This is a genomic window from Flavobacterium ichthyis (genome assembly GCF_009915155.1).
GTDB classification, from domain to species: domain Bacteria; phylum Bacteroidota; class Bacteroidia; order Flavobacteriales; family Flavobacteriaceae; genus Flavobacterium; species Flavobacterium ichthyis.
The window spans coordinates 50,450-71,303 of the sequence record NZ_JAABLM010000013.1; the positions used below are offsets into that span (position 1 = coordinate 50,450).

17 protein-coding genes and 1 tRNA gene are annotated in these 20,854 nt (G+C 35.5%); 11 read left to right on the top strand and 7 right to left on the bottom strand.

All coding sequences use genetic code 11. The features are described 5' to 3' along the window. Positions 1-21 precede the first annotated feature (21 nt). Positions 22-402: a RidA family protein gene (locus tag GV828_RS10865; RefSeq protein ID WP_166537518.1), complete on the bottom strand. Its 381-nt coding sequence runs from the start codon at positions 400-402 to the stop codon at positions 22-24. Positions 403-408: 6 nt separating this feature from the next. After that, the gene (locus GV828_RS10870) at positions 409-3,165 is read right to left on the bottom strand and encodes a putative LPS assembly protein LptD (protein ID WP_166537519.1); all 2,757 of its coding nucleotides are present in this window, start codon (positions 3,163-3,165) and stop codon (positions 409-411) included. Positions 3,166-3,249: 84 nt separating this feature from the next. Here GV828_RS10870 and GV828_RS10875 point away from each other — a divergent pair, with 84 nt between their 5' ends. From GV828_RS10875 to GV828_RS10905, 7 genes are all read left to right on the top strand, one after another. Then, positions 3,250-4,419, top strand: coding sequence for an N-acetylmuramoyl-L-alanine amidase (locus GV828_RS10875; protein WP_166537520.1), 1,170 nt, complete (start codon positions 3,250-3,252; stop codon positions 4,417-4,419). A gap of 54 nt (positions 4,420-4,473) precedes the next feature. Then, positions 4,474-5,436 (top strand): MlaD family protein, encoded by a 963-nt coding sequence (locus tag GV828_RS10880; RefSeq protein WP_166537521.1) that lies wholly within the window; start codon positions 4,474-4,476, stop codon positions 5,434-5,436. A gap of 8 nt (positions 5,437-5,444) precedes the next feature. Beyond that, positions 5,445-6,770, top strand: coding sequence for a (Fe-S)-binding protein (locus GV828_RS10885; RefSeq protein WP_166537522.1), 1,326 nt, complete (start codon positions 5,445-5,447; stop codon positions 6,768-6,770). 164 nt (positions 6,771-6,934) lie between these two features. Continuing rightward, a complete protein-coding gene (locus GV828_RS10890) occupies positions 6,935-7,378 on the top strand; it encodes an LNS2 domain-containing protein (protein ID WP_166537523.1) in 444 nt (147 codons plus the stop codon). Between the two features lie 68 nt (positions 7,379-7,446). Then, entirely contained in the window at positions 7,447-8,238 is a 792-nt protein-coding gene (locus GV828_RS10895) for a (Fe-S)-binding protein (protein ID WP_166537524.1), read from the top strand. 30 nt (positions 8,239-8,268) lie between these two features. Further along, positions 8,269-8,751, top strand: a complete 483-nt coding sequence (locus GV828_RS10900) for an ABC transporter ATPase (protein WP_166537525.1) — start codon at positions 8,269-8,271, stop codon at positions 8,749-8,751. Positions 8,752-8,769: 18 nt separating this feature from the next. Beyond that, a complete protein-coding gene (locus GV828_RS10905; protein ID WP_166537526.1) occupies positions 8,770-11,679 on the top strand; it encodes a glycoside hydrolase family 3 N-terminal domain-containing protein in 2,910 nt (969 codons plus the stop codon). Between the two features lie 255 nt (positions 11,680-11,934). Here the strand turns inward: GV828_RS10905 and GV828_RS10910 are convergent, their stop codons facing one another. Further along, positions 11,935-12,531 carry an alpha-ketoglutarate-dependent dioxygenase AlkB family protein gene (locus GV828_RS10910; protein ID WP_166537527.1) on the bottom strand — a complete coding sequence of 199 codons (597 nt, stop codon included), beginning with the start codon at positions 12,529-12,531 and terminating at the stop codon, positions 11,935-11,937. A 91-nt stretch (positions 12,532-12,622) separates the two neighbouring features. On the opposite strand from GV828_RS10910, the gene GV828_RS10915 reads away from it, so the two are divergent. From GV828_RS10915 to GV828_RS10930, 4 genes are all read left to right on the top strand, one after another. Beyond that, positions 12,623-13,387 (top strand): XRE family transcriptional regulator, encoded by a 765-nt coding sequence (locus tag GV828_RS10915; protein ID WP_166537528.1) that lies wholly within the window; start codon positions 12,623-12,625, stop codon positions 13,385-13,387. Positions 13,388-13,528: 141 nt separating this feature from the next. Continuing rightward, positions 13,529-13,903, top strand: a complete 375-nt coding sequence (locus tag GV828_RS10920) for a YchJ family protein (protein WP_166537529.1) — start codon at positions 13,529-13,531, stop codon at positions 13,901-13,903. Between the two features lie 80 nt (positions 13,904-13,983). Further along, entirely contained in the window at positions 13,984-15,891 is a 1,908-nt protein-coding gene (gene acs / locus GV828_RS10925) for an acetate--CoA ligase (RefSeq protein ID WP_166537530.1), read from the top strand. Positions 15,892-15,993: 102 nt separating this feature from the next. Beyond that, entirely contained in the window at positions 15,994-16,872 is an 879-nt protein-coding gene (locus GV828_RS10930) for a DUF808 domain-containing protein (protein WP_166537531.1), read from the top strand. Positions 16,873-17,120: 248 nt separating this feature from the next. Here the strand turns inward: GV828_RS10930 and GV828_RS10935 are convergent. From GV828_RS10935 to GV828_RS10950, 4 genes are all read right to left on the bottom strand, one after another. After that, positions 17,121-17,201: transfer RNA gene (locus GV828_RS10935), tRNA-Tyr, on the bottom strand. Positions 17,202-17,368: 167 nt separating this feature from the next. Continuing rightward, positions 17,369-18,499 (bottom strand): TlpA disulfide reductase family protein, encoded by a 1,131-nt coding sequence (locus GV828_RS10940; protein ID WP_166537532.1) that lies wholly within the window; start codon positions 18,497-18,499, stop codon positions 17,369-17,371. Positions 18,500-18,561: 62 nt separating this feature from the next. Further along, the gene (locus tag GV828_RS10945; RefSeq protein ID WP_166537533.1) at positions 18,562-19,971 is read right to left on the bottom strand and encodes an MBL fold metallo-hydrolase; all 1,410 of its coding nucleotides are present in this window, start codon (positions 19,969-19,971) and stop codon (positions 18,562-18,564) included. Between the two features lie 10 nt (positions 19,972-19,981). Beyond that, positions 19,982-20,764: a sulfite exporter TauE/SafE family protein gene (locus tag GV828_RS10950; protein ID WP_166537534.1), complete on the bottom strand. Its 783-nt coding sequence runs from the start codon at positions 20,762-20,764 to the stop codon at positions 19,982-19,984. Between the last annotated feature and the right edge of the window lie 90 nt (positions 20,765-20,854).

Below are 20,854 nucleotides of genomic sequence, written 5' to 3' on the forward strand. Positions count from 1 at the left end.
ATGTTTTATTTTGGTACAAAACTATTTTATTGCGATCATCGAGATTTCTATATTCACATTTTTGGGCAAACACGACACTTGAACGGTTTCTCTTGCAGGGGCAAATTTTTCATCAAAATAAGCACCATAAACCGCGTTAATTCTCGCAAAATTACTCATATCCATAATAAAGATAGAAGTTTTCACCACGTTTTCAAAAGTCATTCCGGCAGCTTCTAAAACTGCTTTCATATTTTCCATTACTTGTTTGGTTTCGGTTTCAATATCTTCTAAAACCAATTTACCAGTTTCAGGATGCAAAGCAATTTGTCCTGATGTAAATAACGTGTTTCCAGCCAATACTGCTTGATTGTACGGACCAATTGGTGCTGGTGCTTTTTCTGTAAAAATTATTTTTTTCATATTCAATTAATTGATGATTCGATCAGGTTGTCTTCGTTTGTCCCACTTAATATCGCTCAATACTGATGATTTAATTCCGATAAAGAATCCCCAAGAAGTATAATCTCCAATCGGAATCCAGTTAAAATCCATTCTCCAGCTTAACAAATCGCGCTCAAAACGAAGTTGGGTAAACGTTACACCATTTTGTACAAAATCATAACCTGTGGAAATTCCCACTTTCCATTGTGGTGAAAGGTCAACGTTTCCGGATACCATCAAGGAATTATTGGTAATTCTATTTTGCCTTTGCGAGTTAGAGTAGGTGAGGGAATAGGCAAGTCTTAAATCCCAAGGAATAACAGCGTTGTAAAACCTTGACTTGGTTTTTTCTTGTTCAATATCATCGTCATTAAACATACTCTGCCGTTGATCGCCTAAATCTCTTGCTGTTCCAAATAAATCATCTTCTCGACCACCATTCCTTAAACCTTGATTTTTAAGGGGATCAGTTCGATCATTTTGGTTGGTTCCATCAGTACTGGAAAAAGAGTAATTAATCGTCACATTCGCACTCGAAAGTCGTAATAAACTTCCTCCGTTGTCAATATTCCAGCGTTCAATTCTTCTATTGGCGTTGTCCAAAGCATAAGGATCGAGTGTGGCAGCAAAGTTCACATTCATTTTATCTTTCAGTAAATTCGTTCCACCACTCATTCTCAAAGGTGCTAACTTTAGGGAATCTGCCGTCATATCATAAGTCGTCGTAAAATTTAGGTTGTTGAGCAACATAATTTTTTTTGGTTCGGTTTTAGTGCTATCACGATCTCTAACCTTTGCCTCAAACGTATTGTTCAAACTAAAGTTTAACATATTTGACATTCTGCGAGATGGCGTTCCGTAGATTCCGCCTTCAAATCGGGTATATTCTGTTAACATTTGTCCGGTTCCATTCGGGTCATATGTATCATAATACTGATCGAAACTTGGGGTATAGCTATAAGAAATATTAGGTCTGACAACGTGACGAATAGACTGAATTTTTTTGTTTTCGCCAAAATTAAAAGTACCATAAATAGTAGTTCCCATACTTGCCGAAAGGTTGTAAGTTCTAAAAGCGTCAAAACCATTAACTGTGTCATTTACCACAGTAGGTGTTTCGTTCACAATACCCATTCTTTTTCGGATGGTCTTAAAAGTCCAAACTTCGTTATAATTTGCTCCTGTACTTACACTGAAATATTTGAATAATTTAAAATTTGTATTGATAGGGATGCTATGTTGAAATCCTGAAACGGCGTTTCTAAACATTTGTGGTTTGAAGAAAAGTGAATCAGTTGTGGTAATACGGTTTTGAGCATTTATATTATACTGAATGTTTAAATTTTTGATAAATCCTTTTTTGGTTTCGTCTTCGCCAGCAAAAAGATATACACGATCCACGCTTCCTTGAAAAGTTGGCAATGTCATGTTAATGGTTTGCGTTTGTGTATTTTGTGAATGTGTGGCCGTTAAAGACATGTTTACCTGCGGAACTGTGTTGAATGTTTTAGAATAATTTATCGAGGAACTTAAAGTGTTGTTCAAAGCGGAACTCACATTACTTTGGTTCAAAGATTGCTGGAAATACTGGCTACTTCCTAAGTTAACAGATGCTGAAAATCTAGAGTTTGGGTTTGATTTTGCGTCTTGAGAATGAGACCATTGAATGTTGTACTGTCGCGTTTTGGTGTAATCCGGAAAACCTCTTTCACTCTGAATTTGATTTTCAAATCGTACGTTTAAATTTCCGCGAAAGCGATATCTTTTAGCGTAACTTGATTCGAAACGCAATGCATAGCTTCCATTTGTATAATAATCTCCTAAAATAGCTAAATCATAATTGTCTGAAAGTGCGAGGTACAAACCACCATTTTGCAATGCAAAACCTTGACGGTTAGAGTTTGTTGGCGATGGTAAAATTAATCCCGAACGCGATTCGGTTGTAGTTGGGAAAAACGCAAACGGAATCCCGATTGGCGTGGGTACATCTGCAATGACCATGTTTGTCAATCCTACGACCACTTTTTTTCCGGGAACCATTTTTAATTTTCGCACCAAAAAATAATACTCTGGATCGTCAATGTTTTTTGAAGTCGTTAAACGTGCATTTTTGATGAAATAAACCGAATCATTTTCTTTTTTGGTAATTTCTCCCTTGATATTCAGATCGCCTTGAGTGGAACGCGAATTCCAAACTAACGCTTTTTTTGTTTGGGTATTAAACCTAATCGAATCGGGTTCGACGATATTATTGCCTTGTTTAAAAACAGGACGTTGGGTATAATTTCCTAGAGAATCCTTTAATCTTCCGGCATAAACCTCGTTTTTTTCGTAGTTCATTACGATGGTTCCGGCTTTAAGTTCGTAATCTTCGTAGTATAATTCGGCTTGATCGTATAAAGTAAGCAACTTTTTTTTCTGGTCAAATTTTTCGTAACCGGCTGCTTTTCGCTTTACCACACTTTGCAAAAAACCTTTTTTTGGCGCCACAGAATCTTTTGCTACTTGGGTCGAATCTGTTGGTGGCAACACATCGGCAAGATTTGCACTAACTGTATCCAAAGGTGTAAAGGTTTGCTTTTCAGTAGGTATAGTGGTAGAGTTCGTTCGCGTTTCCTGACAATAACCAACTTGGCTTCCTATTGTTAGAAAAATTGATAATAAAACGATATGAAATAAGTTTGTATGCAAAGGTTTAAATACTATTTTTGTAAAAATATGGCTTAATTTTTGACGTGCCAAACTTACACATATTTTTCATCAAAAATACGGAAATAACAAAATTATAACCCTGTCTTTTTTATTAAAAAAACCATTTATTAAAATATGAATATTTTCAAAAATTTTAAACCGCTTGTTTCTGCAACGGTTTTGATGTTTACAATAGGAACTCAAGCACAAAGTGATAAATTTAAAGTAGTTTTAGATGCAGGTCACGGAGCCAAAGATTTTGGAGCAGTTCATCACAATTATGCCGAAAAAAATATCGCCCTTGCGGTAACTTTAAAAGTAGGACGCTTACTCGACAAACAACCTAATATTGATGTCATTTATACCCGAAGCACAGATGTTTTCATCGAATTGTCCGAAAGAGCCAATATTGCCAATAAAAATAACGCCAATCTTTTTGTGTCAATTCACTGTAATGCGAATCCGAGTCAAGAACCGTTTGGAACTGAAACCTATGTGATGGGTTTGACGAAATTAAAATCAAACTTACAAGTGGCACAAGCCGAAAATAAAGTAGTGGAATTGGAGGCAGATTATAAGTTAACTTACGCAGGTTACGATCCTAAATCACCAGAATCCATTGTGGGAATGAAACTTCAGCAAGAAGATAACCTGATGAATAGTTTTGCGGTAGCAAGCAAAATTCAGGATAATTTTCATCAAGCCAAAAGAAAAAGTCGTGGCGTAAAACAAGCGCCATTTTTGGTTTTGCACAGAACAGCCATGCCAAGTATTTTGGTAGAAATGGGTTTCATTAGCAATAAAAATGAAGGGGCTTATTTGAATAGCGAAGATGGTCAAAACGAAATTGCCAAAGCCATTGCCGACGCAATTGCCAGTTATAAAAAAGAATATTATGGCGGTGTAATTGTAGAAAATAAAATTGACAAAGAAGCACTAAAAGTAGAAAAACCAAAAGAAACCGCTGAACCTGAAACACCAAAAGTGGAAACAAAACCAGTAGTTAAAACGGAAACCAAGCCCGAACCTGTTACGGAAAAACCGGTTTTAAATGGTACTATTTTTAAAGTTCAAATTTCGGCAAGTGGAACAAAATTAGCATTGACTCCATCAAATTTTAAAGGATTGAATGATATCTCAATGTCATCCGAAGGAAATCTTTACAAATATATGTACGGCGAAACCGGAAGTTATGATAACGCTAAAGTTTTATTGCAGGAAGCAAAATCTAAAGGTTACACATCTGCCTTTTTAGTAGCCTACAAAAACGGTAAAAAAGTATCAATTCAAGAAGCATTAAAATAATTTTAAGAAACAAGTCAAAATTATTTAATTAAATTTGTTCAAAAACACCAAGCTTTGAAAATATCAAGAGAAGTAAAAATCGCAGTTATCGTTATCGCCTCAGTTGCATTATTTGTATGGGGTTACAACTTTTTAAAAGGGAAAGACCTTTTTAATGATTACAAAACATTTTATGCAGTTTATGACGATGTAGAAGGATTAGCTCCTTCCGCACCTGTAACCATCAACGGTTTAGCAGTTGGAAAAGTAAGCAGTATTACCTTGCACGACAATGGAAAATTAAAAGTTGAAATGCAAATCAAAACAGATTTTCCAATTTCGCGTTCGTCAATTGCTACAATTTACGAACCAAGTTTTATTGGCGGGAAAAACATTGCGTTGATTCCTAATTTTAAAGATACTGTGGAAGCCGAAGACGGACAACAACTTTCTACTGATGTAAAACCTGGAATGCTTTCTTCTTTGGGTGACAAACTTTCGCCCCTTCAAACAAAGTTAGAACATACCGTTGTAACGGCTGATAGTTTACTAATGAACATCAACACCACTTTCAACAAACAAACGCAAGCCAATCTACAAAACGCCATTGCCGAACTTTCTGCAACCATGAAAGAATTTAGCATTGCTGCCAAAAATTTAAACGGCATTATGGCAGACAACCGAAGCAAGCTAAACAATACTTTCACTAATTTAGACCATACATCAGACAATTTTGCAAAACTCTCAGATTCACTTAATAAAGCGAATTTAGGTGAAAGCATGAAAAAGTTAGAAAAATCAATTGCCAACGTTGATAAAATTATCAATGATGTTCAATCCGGCAAAGGTTCTTTAGGAAAATTAATGAAAGACGACGGCATGTATAACAACCTCGAAGGTGCTTCAAACGAACTCAAGCAATTGTTAGCTGACGTGAAAAATAATCCAAAACGTTACGTGCATTTTTCTGTATTTGGAAGAAAAAATACACCCTACGTAGAAAACGAGCCTAAAAAAGTTACCGACACCATTAAATAACAAACCCGATGCATTACATCGACAATATTATTTTCGCCCTAATACTCGTTGCCGGTTTTGGCTATTTCGCCTTCAACGTTAAAAAATTAGTCCGAAACATCAAACTCGGTCAAGACGTTGATCGTTCCGACAATAAAAAAGAACGTTGGGCCAACATGGCTTTAATCGCTCTGGGACAATCTAAAATGGTAAAACGCCCCATTGCGGGTGTTTTACACATTATTGTATATGTTGGTTTTGTCATTATCAACATCGAATTACTTGAAATTATTATCGACGGACTGTTCGGAACCCACAGAATTTTTGCCTTCATGGGAACTTTCTACAACATTTTAATTGGTTCCTTCGAAATTTTAGCGTTTTTAGTACTTTTTTCAGTCATCACCTTTTTAGTTCGAAGAAATATCATCAAACTAAAACGTTTCATTCACAACGATTTAAAAGGTTGGCCGAAAAGTGACGGAAATTATATTTTATATTTTGAAATCGCTCTGATGTTGCTATTCCTTTTCATGAACGCGGCAGATGCAACTTTGGCACAAAGAGGAACCGAACATTACATTCAAGCCGGAGCTTTTCCAATTAGCAGTTTCATCGCACCGATGTTTGAAAACATTCCAAGCGAAACATTAATTATTCTCGAGCGAACATTTTGGTGGTTACACATCGTAGGCATTTTAATCTTTATGAATTATTTGTATTATTCAAAACACCTCCACATTTTGCTGGCGTTTCCTAATACCTATTATGCTGATTTAAACCCAAAAGGAAAATTTAATAACCTCGAGTCCGTTACTGCCGAAGTAAAATTAATGCTCGACCCAACAGCAGATCCATTTGCCGCACAACCACAAACGGATGCAGCTCCGGCAAAATTTGGCGCCAGCGACGTTCAGGATTTAAATTGGGTACAACTACTAAATGCCTACACTTGTACAGAATGTGGCCGTTGTACATCAGCTTGTCCCGCAAATATTACCGGAAAAAAATTGTCCCCACGAAAAATCATGATGGACACCCGTGACCGTCTTGAAGAAGTAGGAAAAAATATCGATGCCAACAAAGGCATCTTCGTCCCAGACAATAAAACCTTGCTCAACGACTATATCACCCCCGAAGAACTTTGGGCATGTACCAGTTGCAACGCTTGCGTAGAAGAATGCCCCGTAAGCATCAATCCGCTTTCCATCATCATGGACATGCGTCGTTATCTAGTCATGGAACAAAGTGCCGCACCAATGTCCCTCAACGCCATGATGACCAATATAGAAAATAACGCGGCACCATGGCAATACAGCCAACAAGACCGTTTAAATTGGAAAAACGAAAATTAAAATAATTTGGGCGTGCCCCTCCGTAAACTCCGGGTCGGGCTTTCCGCTGTATCTTTTGTTCCGTCCCGAAGTGTCGGGACTTCACAAAAGGATGCCGCTTCACCCGAGCGAAGCGAATAGACGAGGTAATCCCTCACGCAGGCACGACGAAAAAAAAACACAACATGAAACCAGAAGAAATCGATAAAAACCTTTTGTCAGCCACCGAAAACGGAGAAGCCATCAGCCCAATTTTGCCACCCGGAATCAAAAATTACCTTATTGATATCGACGGCACTATTTGCGATGACATTCCTAACGAACAACCCGAAAGAATGTTAACCGCAGCCGTATATCCCGATGCGTTGACAACCTTAAACCGTTGGTACGATGAAGGACACATCATTTTTTTCTTCACCTCAAGAACAGAAGCCCATCGCGAAGTAACCGAACAATGGCTAAAACTTCACGGGTTCAAATACCACGGAATGGTCATGGGAAAACCACGAGGCGGAAACTACCATTGGATAGATAACCATCTCGTAAAAGCCACAAGATACCGCGGTCAATTTACGGATTTAGTGGAAAAAGAAGTAACCATCCAAGTTTTTGACGACGGTAAACATTAATTATACAAACACATAAGATTCAAATTTTTAAATCTTTAAATATTTCAATCTTTCAATAAATAAAAAATATGTCAGAAAATCTAACAGTGCCAACCATGGCAGAAATGCTTGCCGAAGGAAAACAACCCGAAGTATTGTTTTGGGTAGGTTGTGCCGGAAGCTTTGACGATAGAGCAAAGAAAATAACCAAAGCATTTGTAAAAATTTTAAATCAAGCAGGCGTTTCCTTTGCCGTTTTAGGTACCGAAGAAAGTTGTACGGGAGATCCCGCAAAACGAGCAGGAAACGAATTTTTATTTCAAATGCAAGCCATGATGAACATTGAGGTTTTAAACGCTTACGAAGCCAAAAAAATCGTAACCGCTTGTCCTCATTGTTTTAACACGCTTAAAAATGAATATCCAGAATTAGGTGGTACTTACGAAGTAATTCATCACACACAATTTTTAAAATCGTTGTTAGATGAAGGAAAATTAACCATCGAAGGCGGACAGTTTAAAGGAAAAAGAATCACTTTCCATGATCCGTGTTATTTGGGGCGTGCCAATAAAATCTACGAAGCACCACGAGAATTAATCGAAAAACTCGACGTAGAATTGATAGAAATGAAACGTTCTAGAGCCAATGGATTATGTTGTGGAGCTGGTGGAGCCCAAATGTTTAAAGACGCAGAACCGGGAAACAAAGAAGTCAATATAGAGAGAACCGAAGATGCGCTTCAAACTACACCAGATATCATTGCCGCAGGTTGTCCGTTTTGTAACACTATGTTAACTGATGGTGTGAAAAATAAAGAAAAAGAAGGCGAAATTAAGGTAATGGATGTTGCCGAATTAATTGCCAATGCACAAGATTTATAATTAAAATAAGCTCAAGCGAGCCACTAAAATATGTACGTTCCATTTGAAAACTTACCAGATGATTCACGCATTTGGATTTACCAATCTAATAGAAAATTGACCGATGATGAAGTGACCGAAATCGAGTTGGAAACAAAAAATTTTGTAGAAGATTGGGCTGCACATGGAAGCGGTTTGCAGGCTTCTTTTTTAGTGAAGTACAATCGGTTTATTATTTTGGCAGTTGATACAAATGTTCAAGCTGCAACGGGTTGTTCTATAGATAGTTCAGTTGTTTTTATTCAACAATTAGAACAAAAATATGGTATCGATTTACTTGACAAAATGAATGTCACTTTTCGTTTAGGTGAACACATCGCTCACAAGCCTTTGATTGATTTTAAAAAAATGGCGAAAGAAAAAGCCGTTTCAGGAAATACTATTGTCTTCAACAATCTCGTTAATACAGTAGGCGAATGGCACGAATATTGGGAAGTTCCAGCTATTGAGAGTTGGCATAGCCGTTTTTTTTAAAAAAAAGATTTTTTTCGGATGAGATATTATATAACCGCTCTACTGCTTTTTAGCCAGTGGGCTTTTTCACAACTACATTTACCGCCAAAAACAATAGATTTTACCAAAGAAAAAGTTTGGGTTGATAGTATTTATAATAAGATGTCGATGGAAGAACGCATCGGTCAATTATTTATGGTTGCTGCATATTCTAACAAAGATTCGGCTCATATCCGTTCAATCGATAAACTTGTAAAAGATTACCATGTTGGTGGTGTGATTTTTTTTCAAGGTGGTCCAGTTCGTCAAGCCAAGTTAACAAATAGATACCAAAGCAAAGCTCGCGTTCCACTTTTTGTGGGGATTGATGCAGAATGGGGTGTTGCCATGCGTCTTGATTCTGTTATTAGATATCCATGGAATATGACACTTGGTGCGGTTCAAGATTTGAAATTAATAAAAGAAGTTGGTGAACGATATGGCATCCAATCGCGTAGGATGGGGGTGCATTTTAATTTTGCACCTGTTTTAGACATCAATACAAATCCCAAAAATCCTATTATCGGAAATCGATCTTTTGGTGAGGATAAAATAAATGTTACCAATAGGGCTTTGGCTCTAATGAAAGGTATTCAGTCACAAGGAGTTTTGGCCACCGGAAAACATTTTCCGGGACATGGTGATACTGCCACTGATTCACACCATACTTTACCAATGCTTAATTTTTCTCGAGAAAGAATTAACGAAGTAGAATTATACCCCTATAAACGATTAATTCGTGAAGGTTTATCGAGTGTAATGGTAGCACATTTAAACGTTCCTGTATTAGAACCACGAGATAATTTTCCCACTTCGGTTTCTTATAACGTGGTAACTAACTTGCTACAAAAAGAGTTACACTTTAACGGCTTAATCTTTACTGATGCTTTGAATATGAAAGGAGCTAGTAATTTTAAACAGCCGGGAGAAATTGACTTTGAAGCATTTGTCGCCGGAAATGATGTTTTGCTTTTTGCTGAAAATGTACCGTTGGCGATGGAAAAAATTTGCATGGCAATTCAAGACACAATTTTACCAGAATCAAGGTTGGAAAAGTCAGTAAAAAAGATTTTAAAATACAAATATCAGGTAGGTTTAAATCAATATCATCCTATTGATTTAGCATTTTTATACGATGATTTAAATAGTCCGGAAACAGAAGCTTTTCAGTACAAATTGTACGAAAATGCGTTGACAGTTTTGAAAAATGAAGAAGAAATTTTGCCGATACAAAATCTTGAAGAGGAAAAAATAGCTTATCTAAAATTAGGGGATGACAGCGGTAGTATGTTTCTCAACACACTTAAACAATACACTGAAATCACCGAAATTACAAAAGACAGTTTGCATTTAATGCAAGAAAAACTCAACAATTTTACTAAAGTAATCATCGGGTTTCACAAAGCTGATGGCGCTTGGAAAAAACACGATTTTACCATAGACGAAATTGTTACCATTCAGGAAATTGCCAAAAAAAACAAGGTGATTTTAGATGTTTTTGCCAAACCATATTCGCTAATTCCTTTTAACGAATTTAAAGATATTGAAGGCTTAATTGTCTCTTATCAAAATAGCGATCCAGCACAAAATGTTTCAGCGCAATTAATATTTGGAGCAGTAGAATCCAAAGGAAAATTGCCCGTTTCCATTGGGAATTTCTTTAAAGTAAACGATGGTTTAAAAACTAAAAAACTCAACCGTTTAGGCTTTACCATTGCTGAAAATGTAGGCATGAATTCTAAAGTTTTAGATAATATTGATAATGTTGCCAATAATGCCATCGAACGAAATATGACACCAGGAATTCAGGTGTTAGTGGCGCGAAAAGGAAAAGTAGTGTACCAAAAATCTTACGGTTATCATGATTATACCAAACAAGTGAAAGTAAAAAATTCTGATATTTATGATGTGGCTTCGTTGACTAAAATGGTGGCAACACTTCCGTTAACCATGCAACTTTTTGATCAGAAAAAAGTTAATCTAGAAACTAAACTGGGGCAAATGCTTCCCGAATTTGAAAAAACGGATAAATCTAATATTAGTTTCAAAGAATTAATGTCACATTATGGAAAGTTACAACCTTGGCTTCCGTTTTACCAAAGCACCTTAACCGCTCAAAAAGAACCAGACAGTCTTTATTATTCCAGAACGTTATCGAGCGAATTTCCGCTTCAGGTTTCGGAAAATTTATTTTTGAGAAAAGATTATCCCCAACTATTGCTCAAGCAAATTGCCGATAGTAAATTACTTACCAAAAGAGAATACAAGTACAGTGATTTCACTTTTATTTTGCTGAAAGAGTTTGTGGAAAAAAGTTTTAATCAGCCGTTAGACAAATTAGCTGATGAGCATTTTTATAAAAAGTTAGGAGCCAATAAAACCACTTACAATCCGTTGAGAAAATTTGACCAAAATATTATTCCGCCAACTGAAGAGGACAATTATTTTAGGTACACTACTGTTCAAGGTTATGTTCACGATATGGCTGCTGCAATGCAGGATGGAGTAGGAGGTCATGCCGGAATTTTTTCTAACAGCATGGATTTGGCTAAAATAATGCAAATGTACCTTCAAAAAGGTAATTATGGGGGCAAGCAATTTTTCTCGCCTTCCACTTTCGATATTTTTAATACTTGTCATTACTGCAAAGAAGGCAATCGTCGTGGACTTGGATTTGACAAGCCGCAACTTCCTGGAACTTCTGGACCTACTTGTAATTGTACTTCTAAATCCAGTTTTGGCCACACAGGTTTCACCGGTACTATGGCTTGGGCTGATCCTGAACAGGAACTAATTTATATTTTCTTGTCTAATAGGACTTATCCGGATTCTAATGCGCCAAATTGGCTCTCACAGGAAAATGTTCGGGAGAATATCCAGAAGGTTATTTATAATTCTATTGAGAAATAATTTTTTGGCTTGAGAGATTTGAATAGGAGATTTGCAGTACTGAATTAGGTTATTAACTCAATAGGTTTTTGAAAGTTGTTGGCTTGTTTAGTTTCTAAATTTTATGGGAAGACTCTTGATTAAAACTTGCAAACTTCTTTTTATTTGCGTGAGGGATTGAGCCTTTGTTTGAGCTCGTTTTTTTGGTGGAACGAAGTGGAGCCGAAAAAACAGCGAGTGGCGAAAGCCCGACCCGAAGGGACACGCCGTAAATAATTATTTTATCTGCCGAAACGTTAGATTAATTCTTGGGAGCATTGGTTTTTTTGATTTTGGGATTTCGTGTTCCCAATTTTCATTTGTATAGCCGTGCATGAGGAGTAAGGTGCCGTGGTGCAAGGGTATTTCGAGTTGTGGTACTTCTTTGCGGAATTTGTGACGTAAACGAAAAAGGCGCGTTTGTCCGAAACTTACTGATGCAATAGCTGGTTTTTCACCGCTTTTGTCTTCTTTATCGGAATGCCAAGAAACGCCATCATTGCCATCACGATAAAGATTTAGTAAAACGGCGTTGTATTCAAAACCCGTTTTTTCTTCAACCTGATGCTTTAAAGTAAGTAATTCTGGTGTAAATTTATTCTCTTTTTCATTTTCATACCAAGCAATTTTACGGGGAACAACAATGGTTTTTTTATACATTTCCATTTTATGCTCTTGCCATGGCGTGTTGTTAAGAAAATGATGGTAGTAATAATCAGCCATATTTTTTGTTACAAAGCCATCTTGCTGGTATAAATTTAATTCGGGGAAATCAAAATTGTGTAATTTTTTTTTTCCAGCAGTAAATAGTTCGGTGTCGCTAAAGAGTAACATTGGGGAAAGTTATAATTGTTAATGTTTACAAATTTAGGATGTTTTATCTCAATAATTATTATCTTTGTTGGGATAAATAATCCCAAGTCATATGTCGTTGTTTTCTGATAATATCCGTCACCTTCGGAATAAAATAGAGGTTTCTCAAGCATTTGTTGCAGAAAAATTAATAATTACAAGAGATAGGTTTGCAAAATATGAAGCAGGCAAATCGCAACCACCATTTGAGATTTTGGTAAAAATATCTCGATTTTACCATGTAAGTATCGATATTTTATTAACTACTGATATAAGAAAAATTGATTTTGAAAAATTGCTAAAACTTGATGATAATCGAATTTTGTTACCCATTACGGTTGATAGTTTTGGCGAAAATATGATTGAAATTATTCCGCATAATGCAAGAGCAGGATATTTGCACGGGTATAGCGATCCGGAATTTATAGAAAACTTGCAAAGTATTTCTTTACCTTTTTTAAAAAATGGAAAATTTAGAGCGTTTCCGGTTTCGGGTGATTCGATGCCTCCGCACAAAGATGGTTCATTTATAGTTGGGAAATATATTGAAAATTTAGGCGATGTTAGAGATGGAAAAACTTATATTTTATTGACTAAAAATGATGGAATCGTTTATAAAAGACTCAATAAAAATGGTAAGAATAATTTAGTTTTAAAATCAGACAATGATTTTTACAAACCCTATCAAATTAAAGCATCAGAGATTTTAGAGATTTGGGAATTTGCTTGCAGTATTGCCACAACTGAGTTTGATGCTCGAGAACTTCCACCAGAAAATTTGCGTGAAATTTTACAAGGAATTCGAACTGAAATCAAAGATTTAAAATTTAATCAGTGATGGGAAGGAGAACGGAAACGAACAGATTAAATCACAAAAAAAAAGTAGATCAGAAAAAAAATCGTGAAAAAACTGCAGAAATAAATCGTAGAGAAAAGCTCAAATTAATAACCAAAAAGTTTAAAGATAACGAAGATAAAAATGCCTGATTGTTATTGCGGAAGTACAATATCTATAGAAAATTGCTGCTTGCCTTTTATTGAAAATCTAAGAGTTCCTGCAACAGCTGAACAATTAATGCGATCTAGATATGTAGCTTATGTCTTGAAAAATGCGGATTATTTAATCGAAACTACTCATATTCAAACAAGAAACTTTCATCACAAAAAAGATATTTTAGAATGGGCCAACAGTACCTATTGGCTTAAATTAGAGATAATTAACTTTTCTAATACTAGTGTAGAATTTAAAGCGTATTACCTTAATAATCAATTATTTACTAATGTTCATCACGAAAAATCTAATTTTTTATTTCAGGATGGAAAATGGTTTTATGTTGATGGTCAAATTTTTTAGTGTAAATATTTAACGTCACTTTTTTAGCCAATAATCATTAATATCTTTACCTTTAGAGAACAACCCAAAATAAAAATGAAATGAGTTACTATCATATTAATAATTTAGAACAATACTTTAAACACTACAAAAAATCAATTAGAGAGCCAAGAAAATTTTGGGAAAAGATTGCTGATGAAAATTTCACTTGGTATCAAAAATGGGACAAAGTAGTAGAATACAACATGCAAGAAGCTGATATAAAGTGGTTTCTTAATGCAAAAGTGAATATTACAAAAAATTGTATCGATAGACATTTGACAAAAAGAGGAGAGAAAACTGCGATTATCTTTGAACCTAATAATCCTGATGAAGATGCCCAACATATCACTTATAATGATTTATACGAAAGAGTTTGTAAAATGGCAAATGTGCTTCGGGGTCAAGGCATTCAAAAAGGAGATAGGGTTTGCATTTACCTTCCTATGATTCCTGAATTAGCAGTAGCAGTTTTAGCTTGTGCAAGAATAGGAGCCATACATTCGGTAGTTTTTGCGGGATTTTCTGCTTCGGCTTTAACCACTAGAATAAATGATTCGGGTTGTAAGATGGTGATTACTTCGGATGGCGGTTTTCGTGGGAACAAAACGATTGAGTTAAAGGGAATTGTGGACGAAGCTTTAACAAAATGCGAAACTGTCGAAAAAGTTTTAGTTGTCAAAAGAACCCACGGAAAAATCGACATGAAAGAAGGCAGAGACCTTTGGCTTGATAAACTTTTGGAAGAAGCAGTTAGCAATAATGTTGCTGAAATTATGGATGCTGAAGACCCACTTTTTATTTTGTACACTTCAGGTTCTACAGGAAAACCTAAAGGAATGTTACATACCACGGCAGGTTATATGGTATATTCTGCTTATACTTTTAAAAATATTTTTGCGTACGAAGAAAACGATGTTTTTTGGTGTACCGCAGATATTGGCTGGATTACCGGACATTCATACATTTTATATGGACCTTTATTAAATGGAGCCACAACAGTGATTTTTGAAGGCATTCCTACTTATCCTGATTTTGGAAGATTTTGGGAAGTAATTGCTAAACACAAAATCACACAATTTTATACCGCTCCAACAGCAATCAGGTCTTTGGCAAAAGAAAATACGGAATGGGTTGAAAAACACAATTTATCGACATTAAAAGTGATTGGTTCGGTTGGAGAGCCCATTAATGAAGAGGCTTGGCATTGGTTTAACAATCATGTTGGAAAAAAAACCTCGCCTTTAGTAGATACTTGGTGGCAAACCGAAACAGGTGGAATTTTAATTTCGCCAATTCCATTTGTAACCCCCACAAAACCAACGTACGCCACACTACCTTTACCAGGAGTTCAAGCCGTTTTAATGGACGAAAAGCGAAATGAAATTGAAGACAATCAGGTAGTTGGAAGTTTGTGTATAAAATTTCCTTGGCCTGGAATCGCTCGAACCATTTGGGGAGATCATCAACGATTTAAAGAAACTTATTTTACGGCATTTCCTGGAAAATATTTTAGTGGAGATGGCGCTTTACGAGATGAAGTAGGATATTATAGAATTACCGGAAGGGTTGATGACGTAGTCATTGTTTCCGGACATAATTTAGGAACAGCGCCAATTGAAGATGCCATCAATGAACATCCAGCCGTAGCAGAATCAGCCATTGTGGGATTTCCACATGATGTAAAAGGAAATGCGCTTTACGGTTTCATCACATTGAAAGAATCTGGGGCAGGCAGAGATCGAGAAAATTTAAAAAACGAAATTAATCAGCATATTGCCGGACATATCGGTCCGATTGCCAAACTCGATAAAATTCAGTTTGTTTCGGGATTACCTAAAACGCGTTCTGGAAAAATAATGCGACGTATTTTGCGAAAAATTGCTGAGGGCGATTTTTCTAATTTTGGAGATACCACCACTTTACTAAATCCAGAAATTGTAGATGAAATTAAAGATGCACGAGTATAAATATGAAATCACAATAAGTTGGAACTAATTTATTATTTGTAAAAAAAATTTCACAAAGTTTTATTTATAAATTTACCCTAAATTTAATTTTAAACAATAAAAATGGCATCAGGATTTTTTGCAATTTTAGACGACATTGGCGCCTTGATGGACGATGTGGCAGTAACTAGTAAATTAGCTACCAAAAAAACAGCCGGTATATTAGGCGATGATTTAGCTGTAAATGCCGAAAAAGCCACCGGTTTTTTGGCAACAAGAGAAATACCGGTACTTTGGGCAATTACTAAAGGTTCGTTTATCAATAAACTAATCATTTTGCCACTGGTATTTTTGCTCAATTATTTCTTCCCTGTTGTTATCACAATTATTTTGATCTTGGGTGGAATTTATTTGGCCTACGAAGGTGCCGAAAAAATTGTGGAGTTTTTATTTCATCGAACAAAAAAAGCCGAAGAAGTGGTTCATGAAGCTACGCTGCCGGAAACTGATGTCAATTCGGAAAAAGCAAAAATAAGTTCTGCCATTAAAACCGATTTTATTTTATCGCTCGAAATTGTAATTATCGCGTTGGCCACCGTAATTGAAGAAGAACATCCATTAATCACGCAAATTATAGCCGTTTCGGTGGTAGCATTGATTGCCACAGTTGGTGTTTACGGAATTGTAGCATTAATTGTTAGGATGGATGATGCTGGTCGTTTTCTTATCAAGAAATCAAGTAATAAAGGATTTTTAGGCTTCTTAGGAAATTTTTTGGTAAGAGCATTACCGGTCGTAATTAAGTTTTTAAGTATTGTAGGAACGTTGGCATTACTTTTAGTTTCCGGAGGAATTTTTGTTCATAATATCGATTATTTTCATCATTTATTTCCAAATGTTCCTTCTATTTTAAAAGAATTTGGTTTTGGATTAATAGTAGGTTTACTTGTTGTAGGAATTGTAACTATTGGCAAGAAAGTATTTTCAAAGTTGAGGAGTTAGAATCTCGTTACTTTTCGGATTTTTGTTTGAATATCCAAATTTGAAACAAATAGTTTCGAGCCACAAATCATTAGTGAAATGTTTCAGAATTTAAAAAATGAAATTAAAGCACTAAAAAAAAATTAGATTAACTTTAATTACTGTTGCAAAATAAAAAATAAAAACCCTGATAATCAATTGATTTCAGGGTTTTGTTTTTTTAGATTGTATTTAGGAAAAAAAATTCGCAAAAATATAATCTACTAATGTGGGAAGAGCAGGATTCGAACCTGCGAAGGTTTCCCAACGGATTTACAGTCCGTCCTCGTTGGCCGCTTGAGTATCTTCCCGGGCGTCTAACGCGGTTGCAAATATAGGACTGTTTTTTATTTTTACAAGTGTTTTTGTTCGATTATTTACAATAAATTTTTAGAAATATTGCAATCATTTGGTAATGAGTTTAATAAAAAAAATCTCCCTTGGGAGATTTTTAATCAATTATGTTATTTGCTAAAAATTAAGCTCCTAAAAGCTCTTTAACTTTTGCTTTTAATTCTTCACCACGCAAATCTTTGGCTACAATTACGCCATTTTCGTCTAAGATAAAGGTAGCAGGAATAGAACTAACGTTGTATTTTTTTGCAATTGGTTCATTCCAAAATTTCAAATTTGAAACTTGTGGCCAAGTCAATTGATCATCAGCTATTGCTTTTTTCCAAGCATCTGCTTTACCTTCCTGATCTAATGAAACCCCAATGATGTTCAATCCTTTTGAATGAAATTCATTATAAAGTGCTACAACGTGAGGATTCTCTTGACGACAAGGAGCACACCATGAGGCCCAAAAATCAATTATGGTAACTTTTCCCATAGATTCTTTCAAAGAAATGGTTTTTCCGTCAGGGTTTTTTGCGGAGAAATCTGGTGCTTTTTTCCCTACTTGAACAGCATTATAGCTTTTTAATTTTTGACTGATTTTCTTTCCACTCGTTGTATTTTTCAAATCTGAAGATAAGCTATTAAAAGTTTTTTCAACTCTTGCAAAATCTACTTCTGGCGAATAAAAACTACGCTCTAAAATTAAAACGCTTAAAAATGATTTGGGATGTGTTTCAGCATATTTAATATTGCTATCTAACATTTCTTTGCTCAAATCCGTGTAACCTTTCATTAATTTATTGATGGTTACGGTATCGTTTTTTCCTCTTGCTTCTTGCATGGCAGGACCATTATCCGCTTGATACTTCGCAATTTTCTCTTCGAGAATTTTAGTTTCTTTATTAAATGAAGCTAACTCGTCATTGTTGTATGTACCCGAAATTTTTGTATTTTGAATTGAGTCTTTGTTCAAAGTAACAGTGATGGTACCATTTTCTAAAATAAATGGCAGTTTAGAGGGTGCTTTATCCACTTGAAGGAAATACAATTCAGGCTCTTTTATATCACCTGTAATTGTAAATTTTCCATTTTCGATAGTAGCTGTATCTACTGGCACTAACTTCATTTGGATTGTATCTTGTTTTTCTAACACTACAGTTTGACCATTGGTAAAACCTGTGGCATTTCCTTCAATGGTGTAGCCGCCGTCATTTTTATTACAAGAAAATAGCAATGTTGATCCAACAACTGCAAATAATAATTTTTTCATTTTAATTTTTTCGTTTTTTAAAGATTGCAAATTTATTAATTTTTTAAAAGAATTTCCACAAGTTAACTTTTTGTTGAAGGACAAGAAAATTTTGTTAGAGGAACCGCTGTTTGCCTAATTCCCGACATACCTTTTTCAACATTGCTGAAATTATGAATACCTCTTGATTTTAATATTGACCCCATAATTACCGAACGGTAACCACCAGCACAATGTAAATAAAAATCTTCCTTTTGAGGAATTTCTGCCAGTTGTTCATTAACGAAATCTAACGGAATATTGACTGCATTTTCCACGTGCTCTGCTTCAAATTCTCCAGGTTTTCTGGCATCAATAATTTTTTTAGAAAGAAAATCTTCAGCAAAAAATTCTGGTGAAACCGAAGCCATAAAGTCAGTTTCAAAGCCACTTTTTTCCCAGTTTTCAATTCCGCCATCTAAATATCCTAAAGCGTTATCAAAGCCCACACGAGAAAGTCTGGTGATGGTTTCTTCTTCTTTTCCTTCTGGAATTACCAATAAAAGCGGCTGTTTGACATCGGCAATTAAAGCACCAACCCAGGGAGCAAAACCGCCATGAATACCAATAAAAATACTTCCCGGAATATGTTTTTGTACAAAATCATTTTCATGACGAACGTCTAAGATAATGGCATCTGTTTGGTTGGCAATAGTTTCAAATTCTTTTGGTGACAAAGGTTTCGCTGATTTTTCGATAATCGTATCTAAACTTTCATAACCCTCAATATTCATCAATACATTTTGTGGAAAATAGGCTGGAGGAGAAGCTAAACCCTCTAAAACTTCGCTCACAAATTCGGCTTTCGTCATGTTTTCGCGAAGCGCATAATTATTTTTCTTCTGGTTACCCAAAGTGTCGGTCGTTTCTTTGCTCATATTTTTGCCGCAAGCGCTTCCGGCACCGTGACTTGGAAACACAATTAGATGATCCGGTAAAACCATAATTTTTTTGCGTAGCGAATCAAAAAGAAAACCGGCTAATTTTTCTTGAGTAAGGTCTCCAGCAATTTTTTGTGCCAAATCCGGACGACCAACATCTCCAATAAATAAAGTGTCTCCCGTTATAATTCCGTGCATCTTTTGATTTTCATCAATTAAAAGATAACAGGTACTTTCCATAGTATGTCCTGGCGTATGAATCGCTTTTATAGTGTATTTTCCTACATAAAATTCTTGGCCGTCTTCGGCAATAACAGCGTCAAAATTGGGTTTAGCTGTTGGACCGTAAACAATTTTTGCGCCAGATTTTTTTGCCAAATCTAAATGTCCCGAGACAAAATCAGCATGGAAATGGGTTTCGAATACAAATTTAATTTTCGCACCGTCTTTTTCGGCTTTGTTTAAATAGGGTTGTACTTCTCGAAGCGGATCGAAAATGGCAGCTTCGCCGTCACTTTCTAAATAATAAGCGGCTTGCGCAATGCAGCCGGTATAGATTTGTTCTATTTTCATTTTAAAATTTTTATTTCCAAAGGAATTCCTGCGTGAGAATGGCAATTGCTATACACAAAACAAACCAGCCAAAACCGCGCTTCAGGTTTTTTTCGTTCACAAACCTTTGAAGGTATGTTCCTGCAAAGATACCTAAAATTGATAAAAAAGAGAAGTATAGTAGAAAAGCCCAATCTGGACTGATATTTCCCAAATCTCCCGTAAATCCTATAAGTGAATTAATTGATATGATAAAAATTGAAGTTCCAATTGCTTTTTTCATTGGGAGATGCGCCAAGTAAATTAACGCCGGAATAATTAGAAATCCGCCACCAGCTCCAACAAATCCAATCACAATTCCTACGAAAAATATTTTGATAAACATCACGATGGCGGAAGGCTCGGTTTTTCTAGGTTGAAATCCTCTAATCATTGAAATCGCAGCTAATATCATTACAATGGCAAAAATTACCATGATTAAAGTACCTTTACTAAGCGAGAAATTATGGATTGTAAAAATAATATCCGGGATGTTAGGGACAATAAACTTCCGAGTTCCGTAAACTGCAATAATCGAAGGTATCGCAAATTTTATACCTATTTTAAAGTCAACGTTTCCTAATAATTTGTTTACAAAAGTTCCAAAAACTGATGTAATTCCTACAATAAATAGTGAATATGCCGTAGCAATCATCGGGTTGAATTGTAATAGATATACTAACACAGGAACCGTTATAATAGAACCTCCTCCTCCTGTTAATCCTAATACAATTCCAATAATAAAAGCGGCAATAAATCCTAAAATTTCCTCCATCAAACATTCAATTACTAGTACAAATGTATAGTTTTTGAAAGTTTTTTCTGAAGAAATATTTTATTTTAAAGTTTTCCTTAATTTAATCTA

Excerpts from the sequence above, each read along its gene's own strand:
- GV828_RS10865 (WP_166537518.1), bottom strand. The coding sequence starts at position 402 with ATGAAAAAAATAATTTTTACAGAAAAAGCACCAGCACCAATTGGTCCG.
- GV828_RS10875 (WP_166537520.1), top strand. The coding sequence starts at position 3,250 with ATGAATATTTTCAAAAATTTTAAACCGCTTGTTTCTGCAACGGTTTTG.
- GV828_RS10885 (WP_166537522.1), top strand. The coding sequence starts at position 5,445 with ATGCATTACATCGACAATATTATTTTCGCCCTAATACTCGTTGCCGGT.
- GV828_RS10890 (WP_166537523.1), top strand. The coding sequence starts at position 6,935 with ATGAAACCAGAAGAAATCGATAAAAACCTTTTGTCAGCCACCGAAAAC.
- GV828_RS10895 (WP_166537524.1), top strand. The coding sequence starts at position 7,447 with ATGTCAGAAAATCTAACAGTGCCAACCATGGCAGAAATGCTTGCCGAA.
- GV828_RS10900 (WP_166537525.1), top strand. The coding sequence starts at position 8,269 with ATGTACGTTCCATTTGAAAACTTACCAGATGATTCACGCATTTGGATT.
- GV828_RS10905 (WP_166537526.1), top strand. The coding sequence starts at position 8,770 with ATGAGATATTATATAACCGCTCTACTGCTTTTTAGCCAGTGGGCTTTT.
- GV828_RS10910 (WP_166537527.1), bottom strand. The coding sequence starts at position 12,531 with ATGTTACTCTTTAGCGACACCGAACTATTTACTGCTGGAAAAAAAAAA.
- GV828_RS10915 (WP_166537528.1), top strand. The coding sequence starts at position 12,623 with ATGTCGTTGTTTTCTGATAATATCCGTCACCTTCGGAATAAAATAGAG.
- GV828_RS10920 (WP_166537529.1), top strand. The coding sequence starts at position 13,529 with ATGCCTGATTGTTATTGCGGAAGTACAATATCTATAGAAAATTGCTGC.
- acs (WP_166537530.1), top strand. The coding sequence starts at position 13,984 with ATGAGTTACTATCATATTAATAATTTAGAACAATACTTTAAACACTAC.
- GV828_RS10930 (WP_166537531.1), top strand. The coding sequence starts at position 15,994 with ATGGCATCAGGATTTTTTGCAATTTTAGACGACATTGGCGCCTTGATG.
- GV828_RS10940 (WP_166537532.1), bottom strand. The coding sequence starts at position 18,499 with ATGAAAAAATTATTATTTGCAGTTGTTGGATCAACATTGCTATTTTCT.
- GV828_RS10945 (WP_166537533.1), bottom strand. The coding sequence starts at position 19,971 with ATGAAAATAGAACAAATCTATACCGGCTGCATTGCGCAAGCCGCTTAT.
- GV828_RS10950 (WP_166537534.1), bottom strand. The coding sequence starts at position 20,764 with ATGGAGGAAATTTTAGGATTTATTGCCGCTTTTATTATTGGAATTGTA.